General features: G+C 60.4%; 14 protein-coding genes. 6 read left to right on the top strand and 8 right to left on the bottom strand.

The window, feature by feature from the left end:
• Nucleotides 1–18 precede the first annotated feature (18 nt).
• Nucleotides 19–711 carry a GNAT family N-acetyltransferase gene (locus AB4N41_RS18575; protein WP_041478587.1) on the top strand — a complete coding sequence of 231 codons (693 nt, stop codon included), beginning with the start codon at nt 19–21 and terminating at the stop codon, nt 709–711.
• 126 nt (nt 712–837) lie between these two features.
• On the opposite strand, the gene AB4N41_RS18570 is transcribed toward AB4N41_RS18575, so the two are convergent.
• A complete protein-coding gene (locus AB4N41_RS18570) occupies nt 838–1,635 on the bottom strand; it encodes a class I SAM-dependent methyltransferase (protein ID WP_252877831.1) in 798 nt (265 codons plus the stop codon).
• Nucleotides 1,636–1,943: 308 nt separating this feature from the next.
• Here AB4N41_RS18570 and relB point away from each other — a divergent pair, with 308 nt between their 5' ends.
• Together relB and AB4N41_RS18560 are read left to right on the top strand one after the other, a co-directional pair.
• Nucleotides 1,944–2,135, top strand: a complete 192-nt coding sequence (gene relB / locus AB4N41_RS18565; RefSeq protein WP_236169329.1) for a type II toxin-antitoxin system RelB family antitoxin — start codon at nt 1,944–1,946, stop codon at nt 2,133–2,135.
• Nucleotides 2,125–2,394: a type II toxin-antitoxin system RelE/ParE family toxin gene (locus tag AB4N41_RS18560; protein ID WP_082228561.1), complete on the top strand. Its 270-nt coding sequence runs from the start codon at nt 2,125–2,127 to the stop codon at nt 2,392–2,394. Before relB ends, AB4N41_RS18560 begins: the two co-directional genes overlap by 11 nt.
• A 73-nt stretch (nt 2,395–2,467) precedes the next feature.
• Here AB4N41_RS18560 and AB4N41_RS18555 read toward each other — a convergent pair whose 3' ends face one another.
• The gene (locus AB4N41_RS18555) at nt 2,468–3,367 is read right to left on the bottom strand and encodes a LysR family transcriptional regulator (protein WP_041478583.1); all 900 of its coding nucleotides are present in this window, start codon (nt 3,365–3,367) and stop codon (nt 2,468–2,470) included.
• 160 nt (nt 3,368–3,527) lie between these two features.
• Here AB4N41_RS18555 and AB4N41_RS18550 point away from each other — a divergent pair, with 160 nt between their 5' ends.
• Entirely contained in the window at nt 3,528–4,550 is a 1,023-nt protein-coding gene (locus tag AB4N41_RS18550) for an alpha/beta hydrolase (RefSeq protein WP_252877830.1), read from the top strand.
• 107 nt (nt 4,551–4,657) lie between these two features.
• Nucleotides 4,658–6,085 carry a mechanosensitive ion channel family protein gene (locus AB4N41_RS18545; RefSeq protein WP_041478581.1) on the top strand — a complete coding sequence of 476 codons (1,428 nt, stop codon included), beginning with the start codon at nt 4,658–4,660 and terminating at the stop codon, nt 6,083–6,085.
• Nucleotides 6,086–6,173: 88 nt separating this feature from the next.
• Here the strand turns inward: AB4N41_RS18545 and ycaC are convergent, their stop codons facing one another.
• The 6 genes from ycaC to AB4N41_RS18515 all read right to left on the bottom strand — a co-directional run bounded on the left by ycaC (nt 6,174) and on the right by AB4N41_RS18515 (nt 12,375).
• Nucleotides 6,174–6,797 (bottom strand): isochorismate family cysteine hydrolase YcaC, encoded by a 624-nt coding sequence (gene ycaC, locus AB4N41_RS18540; RefSeq protein ID WP_016774080.1) that lies wholly within the window; start codon nt 6,795–6,797, stop codon nt 6,174–6,176.
• Nucleotides 6,798–6,865: 68 nt separating this feature from the next.
• A complete protein-coding gene (locus tag AB4N41_RS18535; protein WP_042609477.1) occupies nt 6,866–8,704 on the bottom strand; it encodes an amidohydrolase in 1,839 nt (612 codons plus the stop codon).
• A gap of 40 nt (nt 8,705–8,744) precedes the next feature.
• Complete coding sequence (locus AB4N41_RS18530; RefSeq protein ID WP_110646470.1) at nt 8,745–9,371, bottom strand: antibiotic biosynthesis monooxygenase; 627 nt, start codon at nt 9,369–9,371, stop codon at nt 8,745–8,747.
• Nucleotides 9,364–9,777 carry a DoxX family protein gene (locus AB4N41_RS18525; protein ID WP_024012430.1) on the bottom strand — a complete coding sequence of 138 codons (414 nt, stop codon included), beginning with the start codon at nt 9,775–9,777 and terminating at the stop codon, nt 9,364–9,366. Before AB4N41_RS18525 ends, AB4N41_RS18530 begins: the two co-directional genes overlap by 8 nt.
• A 636-nt stretch (nt 9,778–10,413) precedes the next feature.
• A complete protein-coding gene (locus AB4N41_RS18520; RefSeq protein WP_039762138.1) occupies nt 10,414–11,337 on the bottom strand; it encodes a LysR family transcriptional regulator in 924 nt (307 codons plus the stop codon).
• Between the two features lie 54 nt (nt 11,338–11,391).
• Nucleotides 11,392–12,375 carry an MBL fold metallo-hydrolase gene (locus tag AB4N41_RS18515; RefSeq protein WP_041478578.1) on the bottom strand — a complete coding sequence of 328 codons (984 nt, stop codon included), beginning with the start codon at nt 12,373–12,375 and terminating at the stop codon, nt 11,392–11,394.
• A 236-nt stretch (nt 12,376–12,611) separates the two neighbouring features.
• Between AB4N41_RS18515 and AB4N41_RS18510 the strand changes: the two genes are divergently transcribed.
• Nucleotides 12,612–13,043, top strand: a complete 432-nt coding sequence (locus AB4N41_RS18510) for a helix-turn-helix domain-containing protein (RefSeq protein ID WP_041478577.1) — start codon at nt 12,612–12,614, stop codon at nt 13,041–13,043.
• Nucleotides 13,044–13,107: the final 64 nt, after the last annotated feature.

Raw genomic sequence — 13,107 nt, 5'->3', positions numbered from 1 at the left:
AGACCCTGGAGGGGCATCATGAGCATCATCACCAAAGTGCAAGATCGCATCAGACAGAAAGGCCTGGGCCGCACCGTCGGCACGTTGTGGAAACGCTACGTGTTCTTCCACTGGGAACTGCTGTGGATGGAGCGCGACTTGGTCAGCCCGGTGCCGCCACACAAACTGCGCCCGTATGAAGGCCTGCGCAAAGTCGACATCACCCCGGAGAACGCCGTGGCGTTCAGCAAACACTTCGGCGACCGTGTCGGCACCATGGCCGAACTGGCTGCCGAGGGCCACACCGGGCACATGTACCTGGACGCCGATGGCCACGCCGTGGGCTTTATCTGGGGCAGCATTCGCGACTACCACGACCGCCACTATTACGGCTGCACCTTCCCGGTCAAACCCGGCGAGTTCTTCGAATTCGGCGGCGAAATGATCCGCGCCTACTTCGGCAGCAGCCTGTCGGTGGACGTGCAGGTTGCACTGTGGCAAGCGATGGCGGCGCAGGGTTGCACCAAGGTGGTCGACGTTTGCGAAACCCACAACATCCCGGCGCTTAAACTGCATATCCGCATGGGTTATCAGGAACAGGGCCGGGTGACCCACGTTTACTGTCTGTTCGGCCGCTGGAAATTCTTCCGCGAAACCCGCTATGAAGGCTCACGCCTGGATCCGCTGCGCAAACCGGGCCGGCCGGTGGTAAGTGCCGCGGCGCAGGCTTGATCCGGCCTTGTGAAATGTGGCGGTCGCAAGGCCGCCATCGCGAGCAGGCTCGCTCCCACATTGGAATGCGTTTCCCTGTGGGAGCGAGCCTGCTCGCGAAGAGGCCAGCCGTCGCAAAAAAGGTTCTCAGGCCTTGCTTGCCACCAGGCTAAAGCACATCGGCAGCTGCGCCTGCTGGTTCAGGTAGCAGTCATACACCTCTTCCCGGTTCGAATGCGCATATTCCTGAAAATCCACAATGCTCAGCCCCGCTCCAATGGCGCCGCTGAAGATCGCGCCCAGCGTATGCACGAACCAGTACGACTTTGCCGCCGGCTGCTCGACTTTACCTACGTAAACGATCGGCTCTTGCTGCACAAACGGCTCGGCACGGAAATACGAGCTGGCGAGGCGGAAAGGATCTTCAGCCCGTGGATCAACCATTTCCAGAAACGGATGGGTTTCGTAGATCACCAGTTTGCCGCCCGGCTTGAGCACCTGCGCGACATGACGGAAGAATTCGCCGATGTCAGGCATCCAGTTGAGTACCCCGATGGTGATCAGGCCGACGTCGAAGCGGTTATGCAGCGATGCGGGCAGATGGTGGATATCGCTCTCGACGAATTCGGCAGTATGCGGCGAGCGGCTGTTGAGCTCGCGGGCCTGCTCAAGAAACGCTACCGATTGATCGACGCCGACGACACTGCGCGCACCCAGCGCAAACAGCGACAGGCTCTCCCGACCGTTATTGCAGCCCAGTTGAATCACGTCTTTGCCGTCGACTTCCAGCAAGCCGCGCAAGGTGTCATCGAGGCAGCAAAACTCCCCCTGCGCAACATCGCTGAGCAATGCCTGCCAGTCCGGTGAATCCTGATGATGGCGAGCGGAATCGTTCCACGCCTGTCGATTGCTTTCGATGGCGGTTTTGGGGTTGGGCACTTCCATGGCGCTACTCCGGGTGAAGCTCGTGATTGAGCGGCGTGAGTGTAGAACAGACGCGGGGTGGCGGTTGTTCCAATGTTGTAATCACACTGCGCAGTCCTCTTCAGCGAGTCCTACAGAAAAAGGAAGGAACTCGGGAAACCCCAACCGTTTTCCTACATCTTCCGTCGGTTGGCCGTCGGAAGCGCTCAGTCTAGGATTTGTCGAACTACAAGTACTCATGGAGCTCGACCAAGATGCAGTTCATCCAGACAACGACGACAGCAATCCCTGTACCGAATAGACTGCCAGGCATTGATCCCGGAGGCACTATGGACGGCAAAATCTTTCCCGACGATTCAGGGTTTGAAAACAACGAGCAGGCTGCCAGTCATGATCGCTGGTTGCGAGCCAAGGTGCAGGCGTCCAGAGATGATCCCCATCCGAGTCTCCCCCATGAGGACGTGATGGCGGACATGCATGCCTTGATCGAATCCATGCGAAAAAAGGCCGATGCAGATTGAGTGGCGGCCCGAAGCCAAGGCCGATCTTTCGAACATCCTCAGATACATTGGCGAGAGAAACTTTGCAGCCGCAGTGAGTCTCTCGAAATCCATCGAAGAATCCACAACCTCACTCTCCGTTCATCCCCATCTCTACCGTAAAGGTCGATCTCCCGGCACCCGGGAAATCGTTGTCCATCCTAACTACGTAGTGATTTATGAGGTGACGGATCGAATCGAGATACTTAGCGTTTTGCATACCCGACAGGAATATCCATAAAGACATCGCAGGAAACGGTGTGACCTTCGCCCGATCGATAACACGCCGTTTGTTTGCCCAGTAGGCACCACTATCAAAGATTCACATGACTCTGGTTAAGCCGCTCACGCAAAAACTCCACCAGCGCCTGCACCGGCCGCGAAGCCTGGCGATGCTGCGGATAAACTGCCGACAGGGTCAGCGGCTCCGGGCGTAAATCATCCAGCACCGGTACCAGCCGCCCGTCCTTCAGCGCCGCACCGACGATGAAGGTCGGCAGATAAGTAATGCCCATCCCCTGCACCGCGGCGTCTCGCAGCAGTTCGCCATTGTTGACGCGCATGCGGCCGGCGACGTTGATCAGCAGCGGTTTGCCCGGCGCTTCGTTGAAACGCCATTGCACCGAGCGCCCGTGGCCGTAAGGCAGGCAGTCGTGGCTGTGCAGGTCTTCAGGCTTTAGCGGTGTGCCGCGTTCGGCGAGGTAGGCCGGGCTGGCGCAGTAGACCCGTTCGATGCTGGCGATACGTCGGGCGATCAATGTCGAGTCCTCCAGCACGCCGATGCGCAGGGCCAGGTCGTAGCCTTCGCCGAGCAGGTCGACCGGACGATCGCTCAGATCCACTTCGACGGTGACTTCGCGATAACGCTGCAGGAATAGCGGTAGCAGACAACCCAGATGCGCCACGGCAAACGACAACGGCGCGCTGAGGCGAATCGTGCCGCGCGGCTCGGCGGTTTCGCCGGCGATGCCCTGCTCGACCTGTTCCACCTCACCCAACAAGCGCAACGCCGATTCGTAATAGCTCTGCCCCAGCGGGGTGACGTCGAGCCGGCGGGTCGAGCGATTCAACAAGCGCACACCGAGGCGCTCTTCCAGTTGCATCAAACGGCGGCTGACGAACTGCTTGGACAGCCCCAACTGATCGGCCGCGGCGGTGAAGCTGCCGGAGTCCATGACCTGGCAAAAAATACGCATGTCTTCGAACGGGTTCATTGTCACTCTCTGGTGGACAGTTAAACGCTTTATAGCCGCTTTTTCGCTTTTCAGCAGCCCATTAATCTGTGCTCACGGTGTTGCTGAGGCCGCAAACCCAGTGCCACAGCAGCCCGCAACTCAGGCAAAAAAATCAAAATCATTCAAAAGGATTTCCACCATGAACATCGTCAAGAAAACCCTCGCCGCGTCGCTCCTCGCCCTCTCCGTCAGCAGCGCTTTCGCCGCTGGCAGCCCTGGCGTCGAACACAATACCCAAGCATTCCTCGATGCCCTCGCCGCTGGCGGTGGTCGTCCGCTGGAGCAACTGAGCCCGAAAGACGCCCGTGCGGTGCTGACCGGTGCGCAGGCTTCGGTGAAGGTTGATCTGTCCGGTGTGGAAGTCAGCGACAAGGCGATCAAGGTCGATGGCCAGACCCTCAACCTGAAAGTGGTGCGCCCGGCCAAGGTCAAAGGCGAGTTGCCGGTGTTCATGTTCTTCCACGGTGGCGGCTGGGTGCTAGGTGACTTCCCGACGCACCAGCGCCTGATCCGTGATCTGGTGGTCGGCTCTGGCGCTGTTGCGGTGTATGTCGATTACACGCCATCGCCGGAAGCGCAGTACCCGACCGCGATCAATCAGGCTTACGCCGCGACGAAATGGGTGGCCGAGCACGGCAAGGACATCGGTGTCGATGGCAAACGTCTGGCGGTGGCCGGCAACAGCGTCGGCGGCAACATGGCGGCGGTCGTGGCGTTGATGGCCAAGGAGCAGAAAGCCCCTGCCCTGCGCTTCCAACTGTTGATGTGGCCGGTGACCAATGCGCAATTCGACGACGGTTCTTACCAGCAATTTGCCGAGGGACACTTCCTTACCAAGGGCATGATGCAGTGGTTCTGGGACAACTACACAACCAACCCGGCCGAGCGTGCGCAGATCCATGCCTCGCCGCTCAAAGCCAGCGCCGAACAGCTCAAGGGCCTGCCCGCTGCGCTGGTGCAGACCGCCGAGTTCGACGTGCTGCGTGACGAAGGCGAAGGCTATGCGCGGCATCTGGATGCAGCCGGCGTGCCGGTGACTTCGGTGCGCTACAACGGGATGATTCATGACTTCGGCCTGCTCAATCCGCTGAGCCAGATTCCGGAAGTCAAAGCGGCGGTGCGTCAGGCGGCGGCTGAACTGAAAACCCACTTGCAGCCTTAACCGCAAAAGATCGCAGCCTTCGGCAGCTCCTACCCTGGAATACCATTTCCTGTAGGAGCTGCCGAAGGCTGCGATCTTTTTCTCACCAGCGTCGCGGAGTACCGGTCATGACTGTTTTCTACGCCCACCTGCTGTCCTGGAGCGCCGTCCTGTTGCTGCTCGACGCCGCGCTCTGGCATTTCTCGCCCTTCAGCCATCGCGCGCCGCGAGTCGGCGTGCGTCTGGCACTGTTTCTGGCGTTCAGCGCGCTGGTGATCAATGCCGGTGTCAGCCCCTTGCAGGCGCCGCTGTTCGCCGATGATCGCGTGGCACAACTGGGGGCGACGGCGCTGGGGATTCTCTGGTGGTTGTACGCAGCACGGGTGCTGACCGAAGTGATCGGCCTGGCGCTGATGCGCCGCATCGGTCACAGCGGGCGCTTGCTGCAGGACGTCATCGGCGCGCTGGTGTTTCTGGTCGCGATTGTCGCGGCGGCCGGTTACGTGCTGGAACTGCCAGTCAAAGGTCTGCTGGCCACTTCCGGGGTGGTCGCCATCGTGGTCGGTCTGGCGCTGCAAAGCACCCTCGCCGATGTGTTTTCCGGCATCGTCCTCAACACCACCAAGCCGTATCAGGTAGACGATCTGGTGATGATCGACGGCGTCGAAGGCAAGGTCTTCGATATCGACTGGCGCGCCACGCACCTGCTGACCAGCGCCGGCACCATGGCCGTAGTACCGAACTCGGTAGCGGCCAAGGCGAAAATCGTCAATCTCAGCCGGCCGAGCAACATGCACGGTGTCTCGATCAGTATCAAAGTGCCGAACCACATTCGTCCGCGTCGGGTATTGGATGCCCTTGATCGCACTCTGCAGGGCAGCAGTTCGCTGTTGCTCAGCCCGGCGCCGAAAGCCGTACTCAAAGAAGCCGGCGAAACCATGTCGGAATACGTTGCCAGCGGTTTCATCGCTGAGCTGGGCAAGAAGAGCGAAGTGCGCAATCAACTGTTCGACCTCGCGCATCGCCATCTCGAAGCCGCAGGTATTTCCCGGCATCCCGACGGCGTGATCGAACCGTCGAGCCGCGCCCGTGCGTTGCTGGATGAGGTGAAGATTTTCCGCTCGCTGAGCAGTGAAGAGCGCGATCGCCTCGCTGAATCGATGGTCGCGCAGCAGTACACGGCCGGTCAGGTGGTGCTGGATCTGGACGAGGTGCCGGACAGTCTGTTCGTGATCGCCACGGGCGTGGTCAGCGCGACGGTGCCGGACGGCAATGGCCAGACCGAGGCCGGGCGCATGGGGCCGAGCGAAGTCATGGGCGAACAGAGCATTCTTGCCGATACACCGTCGCAGGCGACGTTCACAGCGCTGACGTCGAGCATCATCTATCGTCTCGACAAACAGTTGACCCGTGAGTGCATGGACAAGCGCAGCGAAGTCGGCCGGGCCTTGAACAAGTTGCAGGCGGTGCGTCAGCAGAACAGTCGCCTCGCGTTGATGGCCAAACCGGTGGCGGTGAAAAAAGGTGGTTTCTTGGGTTGGTTGCAAAAACGCTAACAGCAAAAGATCGCAGCCTTCGGCGGCTCCTACAGGGAGAATGCGTTCCCATGCAGGAGCTGCCGAAGGCTGCGATCTTTCGATTTTCTTACTTGGCAGTGAACTTGGTGTAGCTGTTGATCAGGTTGCGATAGTTAGGCAGACGCTCGGACAGCAGATGCGCCAGACCTTCCATGTCGTTGCGCCAGTCGCCTTGCAGCTCGCAGGCCACAGCGAACCAGTTCATCAGGTGTGCACCGGCGGCCGACATCCGCGCCCACGCCGCTTGTTGCACGGTGGTGTTGAAGGTACCCGACGAGTCGGTGACGACGAACACTTCGAAGCCTTCAGCAATCGCCGACAGGGTCGGGAAAGCTACGCAAACGTCGGTCACTACACCGGCGATGATCAGTTGCTTGCGGCCGGTGGCCTTGATCGCTTTGACGAAGTCTTCGTTGTCCCAGGCGTTGATCTGGCCTGGACGCTGAATGAACGGCGCGTCAGGGAATTGCTCAAGCAGCTCGGGCACGATCGGGCCGTTTGGACCTGCGTCGAAGCTGGTGGTCAGAATGGTCGGCAGCTTGAAGAACTTGGCGATGTCGCCCAGTGCCAGCACGTTGTTCTTGAACTCGTTCGGCGAGAAATCCTGCACCAGCGAGATCAGACCGGTCTGGTGATCGACCAGCAGGACGACGGCATCATCTTTGTTCAGACGCTTGTAAGGAACGCTCATGGCAAAACTCCTGGATGGATGGTTGTTGCGGGAAGCGCCGGCCCTGATGACCGGCGCTTTTTTCAAACTCAGAACGCGAAGCAGGAACAGCCGAACGCGCCCCAGAAACCGGCGAAATCGCTGACCGGCGCATTCGACATCCGCGCTTTTTCATGGCTGTGGGTGTGCACGGCGCACGGCCCGCTGCACTGGTGAACCTGCGCCTGCAGTGGCGAGTTCGGGCGCCAGTGGCCTGGGACTTTGACTACCGGCGACCAGTCCGGCAGCACCGGAATCGAACGCGGGCCGAGGTCTTCGAAGTCGCCGGCGGCGTAGACAATCTTGCCGCCGACCACGGTCATCACCGACTCGATCCACTTGATCGCTTCTTCCTCAACGCTGAAGAAGTCCGCGCTCAGTGCCGCCAGGTCTGCCAGTTGGCCGACGCGGATCTGGCCCTTCTTGCCCTGCTCCGAGGAGAACCAGGCGCTGCCGTGGGTGAACAGTTCCAGCGCGGTGCTACGTGGCAACCCTTCTTCGTAAAGCGCCAGACCGCCAACGGTACGGCCGCTGACCATCCAGTACAGCGAGGTCCACGGGTTATAACTGGACACGCGGGTGGCGTCGGTGCCAGCGCCAACCGGCACGCCTTCAGCGAGCATGCGCTTGATCGGTGGCGTGGCTTCGGCGGCTTGTTTGCCGTAGCGATCGACAAAGTATTCGCCCTGGAACGCCATGCGATCCTGAATCGCGATACCGCCGCCCAGCGCTTTCACACGCTCGATGTTCTGCGGGGTGATGGTTTCAGCGTGGTCGAAGAACCACGGCAGACCGTTGAACGGAATGTCGCGATTGACCTTCTCGAACACATCGAGCATACGGCTGATCGATTCGTTGTACGTGGCGTGCAGACGGAACGGCCAGCGCTGCTCAACGAGGTGGCGTACCACCGGCTCGAGTTCCTGTTCCATGGTCTGCGGCAGGTCCGGACGCGGTTCGAGGAAATCCTCGAAGTCGGCGGCGGAGAACACCAGCATTTCGCCAGCACCGTTGTGGCGCAGGTAGTCGTCGCCCTGATGCAACTTGACGCTGCCGGTCCAGTTCTGGAAATCGGTCAGCTCTTCTTTCGGCTTCTGGGTGAACAGGTTGTAAGCGATGCGTACGGTCAACTGGTCGTCTTTGGCCAGTTGCTCGATCACTTGGTAATCGTCCGGGTAATTCTGGAAACCACCCCCGGCGTCGATTGCACTGGTCAGGCCCAGGCGATTGAGCTCGCGCATGAACTGACGGGTCGAGTTGACCTGATATTCCAGCGGCAGCTTCGGTCCCTTGGCCAGTGTCGAGTAGAGGATCATCGCGTTCGGCCGCGCGACCAGCATGCCGGTCGGGTTGCCGTTGCTGTCGCGGACGATTTCGCCACCCGGCGGGTTTGGCGTGTCGCGGGTGTAGCCGGCCACACGCAGGGCAGCGCGGTTGAGCAGCGCACGGTCGTAGAGGTGCAGGATGAACACCGGAGTATCCGGCGCGGCCTGGTTGATTTCTTCCAGGGTCGGCATGCGTTTTTCGGCGAACTGGAATTCGTTCCAGCCACCGACCACGCGCACCCACTGCGGGGTGGGCGTGCGATCGGCCTGATCCTTGAGCATGCGCAGCGCGTCGGCGAGCGATGGCACGCCTTCCCAGCGCAGTTCGAGGTTGTAGTTCAGACCGCCGCGAATCAGGTGCAAGTGCGAGTCGTTGAGGCCAGGGATGACGCAGCGGCCCTTCATGTCGACCACTTGTGTGGCGCTGCCCTTGAGGGCCATGGCCTCGGCATCGTTACCGACGGCGACGAAACGGCCATCCTTGATCGCCACCGCACTGGCCAGTGGTTTTTCCCGGTCTACGGTATGAAATTGGCCATTGAATAAAATCAGATCGGCGCTCATCGCAGTTCCTCAAGCGAAAGTGAAAAGAAGCAAACCCCGCTCAACGCGGCGAGGTTTCTTGGGAATCGAGGTGTTCGTGGGCCTGACTGGCTTCCAGCCACGGGGTAAACAAACGGGTGACCGGCGGCATCACCACGTAGACCACCGAGAGGACGATGGTCAGGGTGATCAGGAACGTGGCGACCACGTAGTTGGACAGAAGCGGATGCAGCGCCAGCAGCGGGCCCCAGATCAGCGGCACCAGCAGGGTGTGCGGCAGAATCACCAACAGTGTGACGACAGCCTGCTTCCAGCGCGGCGGCGGCGAGCCGGCCTCGGCCAGCGGTGTGAACCAGAATTCATTGACCGGCGCGACTTCGGTCTGATCACCGTCAGCCAGCATCGGTGCGGCTTCAGCCACCAGCGCCTGACGCTCGGAGGATTCCAGCCAGCCCTGCATCGCTTCGGTGGAGCTAAAGCGCAATACGCAAGTGTAGAAATCCAGACGCCCGCGCTTGCCGCGCACCACGTCGACACCCAAATGCCCTTCGCGCTGCCCGGCGACGCGCACGATATTGCGCAGCCATGCTTCATACGCCGATTCGAAACCGGTTTTGACCGAGTGTTTGATGATCAACGTGACGGTCTCATCGGCCCCCGGTGCTTGTGAATTGAGGACTTCAGGCATAACGCAGCACTCCGGGCAAACGAACAGGGATCGCCAGCCGTCCCGGCCCGGCAATCAATACGGTGGTGAAAAGAATCAACAGCAACCAGCCAAACTGCCCTTCAGCCACACTCCATTGCGGATGCACGACCAGCAGCGCCACGAGCAGTACAAAGAGAATAGGCAAACAAGCCAATCGCGCCAGCACACCGGCGACGATCAGCAACGGGCAGAGGACTTCGGCGAAAATCGCCAGGATCAGGGTCAGGTGAGCGCCGAGGTGGAACGGGTCTTCGATCAATTGCAGCTGCGCGGTGAAGTCCAGCAATTTGGGCAAGCCGTGCACCCACAACAGAAACAACCCGCCGCTGACCCGCAGAAACAGCAACCCGATGTCGCGCGCCTGTTCATCCCTCGTAGCAATCATGACCCGACCCTTTGAATGTCATTGACGGGAATCATGCCAAGGCCGGCGCGGGAGAAATTGGATGGGTGTGCTTAGTTGCTTTTCAGGTCTTTGATGTTCTGCCGCCAGCCACAAAACAATGTGGGAGTGAGCTTGCTCGCGAAGGTGTCAGGTCAGCCACATCCACATTGACTGACACACCGCTTTCGCGAGCAGGCTCGCTCCCACAGGTTTTTGTGGTGACCAACAATGTTCATTCCACCCCGTATCCCTGTGGGAGCTGGCTTGCCAGCGATTGGTCGGCACATCCACCACCTTCTTTGACGGACCCACCGCAATCGCTGGCAAGCCAGCTCCCACAAGTCTATGTGCCGAATCACAAAGCCCGGTCAGCCCCGAATTTCTCTGTGGGAGCGAGCCTGCTCGCGAAGGCGTCAGGCCAGTCACATCCACACTAACTGACCCACCGCAATCGCGAGCAAGCTCGCTCCCACAAGGATTGGCGGCGTGCATTCAATTTGCAGACCGCCACAAAAACAATGTGGGAGTGAGCCTGCTCGCGAAGGCGTCAGGCCAGTCACATCCACACTAACTGACACACCGCTTTCGCGAGCAGGCTCGCTGCCACAGGAGAACTGCTTGTGTAATCGAGGGCGGTTAAAGCGCCGGAATATCCAGCGGCGCCGCCATGAACTGGCTGATGCGCGAGCGCAGCCACTTCTCCGCCGGGTCGTTGTCATGCACCCCGCTCCACGCCATCGACAATTGCGCGGCATCGATCGGGAATGGTGGATCTTCGGCACGCAGGGCGCAGCCTTCAACCAAGGCACAGGCGGCGTAGTCCGGGACCGTCGCGATCATCTCGGTACCGGCGAGCAAGGCGCGCAAGCCGCTGAACTGCGGCACGCCGAGAACGACTCGGCGGCAACGGCCGATCTTGGCCAGATCCAGATCGATATTGCCGCTCAGGTCACCGGAGAACGACACCATTGCATGCGGACGTTCGCAATATTCGTCCAGGGTCAACGGCCCCGGACGGTCGTCGCCGCGCAGCACTTTGCAGGGAATATCACGCAGCTTCTTGCGCTTGGCGTTGGCAGGCAGATCCGTGGTGTAGCTGACGCCCACGGAAATTTCTCCAGAGGCCAACAACGCCGGCATCAACAGATAGTTGGCGCGGCGCACCACCACGACGATCCCCGGCGCCTCCTGCTGAAGCTGGCGCAACAGCGGTGGAAACAGACCGAACTCGGCGTCGTCCGACAGACCGATGCGAAATACGTCGCAACTGCTGGCCGGTTCGAACTCCTTGGCGCGGCTGACTGCGCCGGAAATCACGTCCATTGCCGGTTGCAATTCCTTGAGGATCGCCAGCGCCCGCGCTGTCGGCTCCATGCCGCGACCGTTGCGCAGCAGCAACGGATCGTCGAACAGATCACGCAAGCGCCCCAGTGCAGCACTGACCGCCGGCTGGCCCATGAACAGTTTTTCCGCCACACGGGTCAGATTCTTTTCGAACATCAGCGCTTCGAAAATCACCAGCAGGTTCATGTCGACGCGGCGCAGATCGTTACGGTTCATGGGTGTGGTTTCCTTATCGGTGTCAGACGCTTTTTGCCACAGGCGTTGGGCACTTTACTCGATCAATGGCACTTTCGCCGCGCGTTTGTAGGGGCCGTACTCTACCGGCACCCATTGGAAATGTTTGCCCTCGGCGGTGATGTGGCCGATGCCCGGGAACGGCAGATGCGCTGCCGTCACCCAGGTCTTGCTCGCTGCCGCAGCACTGAACACTGCCTGACGACTGCTGATCGCCTGCTGACTGTTGACGTCGAAACCGATCGACACTTCCGGGTGCAAAAACTGCACCGCGAGGTTGTGCACCAGATCGCCCATGAACACGATGCTCTGTTGCTGCGAGGTGAAGCGGTACGTGGTGCTGCCCGGCGTGTGGCCGGCTTCCAGGGTTGCTTCGACCAGCCCGGGCAGCGGTGATTGCCCGGCGGCAAACGTCTTGAAGCGACCGGCGGCAACATAAGGCGCCGTAGAGTCCCGGGCTATCTTGAAAAACTCTTTGGCGCCCGCCGGGGCCTTGGCCAGCGCTGCCGGATCGAGCCAGTAGTCGGCCTCGGCTTTGGCTGCAAACACGGTGGCGTTGGCGAACACCGGTTTCTTTTCGGCGTCGACCAGACCGCAGACGTGATCGAGGTGCAGGTGCGTCAGCAGAATCGTGTCGACCTGTTCAGGCTTGTAACCGGCGGCCTGCATGTTGGCCGAGAGTTGGCCTGCGGTGGCGCCGATGCACTGCCCTGCGCCCGTGTCGACCAAAATCAGTTGTTTGCCAGTGTTGACCAGAAAGGCATTGAACGCCGTCTGCACGCCAGGGGTTTCAATCGAACGGCGCGCAAGCAGCGCGCGAATCTGACTCTGGCTCATGCCCTGCAACAACTTCGGCGACAAATCGTTGTAACCGTCGAACAACGCGGTGACTTCGTAATCGCCGACAGCCAGCCGGAAATAACCCGGCGCCTGAGTGCCAACCTGCGGTGCCTGCGCCATGGCGCCGGACATTGCCAGCACGACCGCCAGCGTCGTTGCCGCTTTCACCAAGCTTTTCATTGCATTCCCCTTTGAACCTGGCCAACGGCGGCCGTGCTTTGTCGACATCGTCGCGCAAAGCGCCGGGCGCTGACTTGCAAGGATGTGCTGAGTTCCAGCCTGAGCGAGGAAATTAACAACGATTAACTCGTCAGTCTCAAGGCATCGCCCAACAATGAAGCCCTCTGCGCAGCGTTGCTTTTTTGACCTGAGGGAATGCGCCGACCGTGCCTTCCCCACCGACACGGACCTTGGCCATGGCTTATCTACAGCAATCCGTCGCCCTCGCCCCTGCCAGCGAACCGCGTAAAAACACGACTGGCGGACTCAGTCCGCAGCGCGAACGCCAGATCAAACAGTTGATCCTGGATCGCTTGGGCGAAAGCCTCGAAGTGGCTGAACTGGCCCGGGCATGTGCACTGTCACGCAGTCATTTCTCCCGCGCATTCAAGTGCAGCACCGGCCTGTCGCCACAGGACTGGATCCGCGCCCAGCGTCTGGCTCGAGCCAAGTTGCTGATCCAGCACACCGACTTGAGCCTGACGCAAATCAGCCTCGAATGCGGCTTCTGCGATCAGGCGCACTTCTGCCACATGTTCACCCGCAGCGAGGGCATCAATCCCTTCGCCTGGCGCTGTCGAGTCATGGATAAACCGAAAAACACCGCAGCGCAGCCTGCGGTGTTTTGACTGCTGCCGTTACGCCACCCGTTGCACTGATGCTCAAACCTGAGGATTATGCCCGGACACCCCG

The organism is Pseudomonas sp. S2_A10 (genome assembly GCF_054668465.1).
The sequence above is the reverse complement of the archived record's forward strand: the minus strand, read 5'-3'. Positions and strand labels throughout refer to the sequence as shown.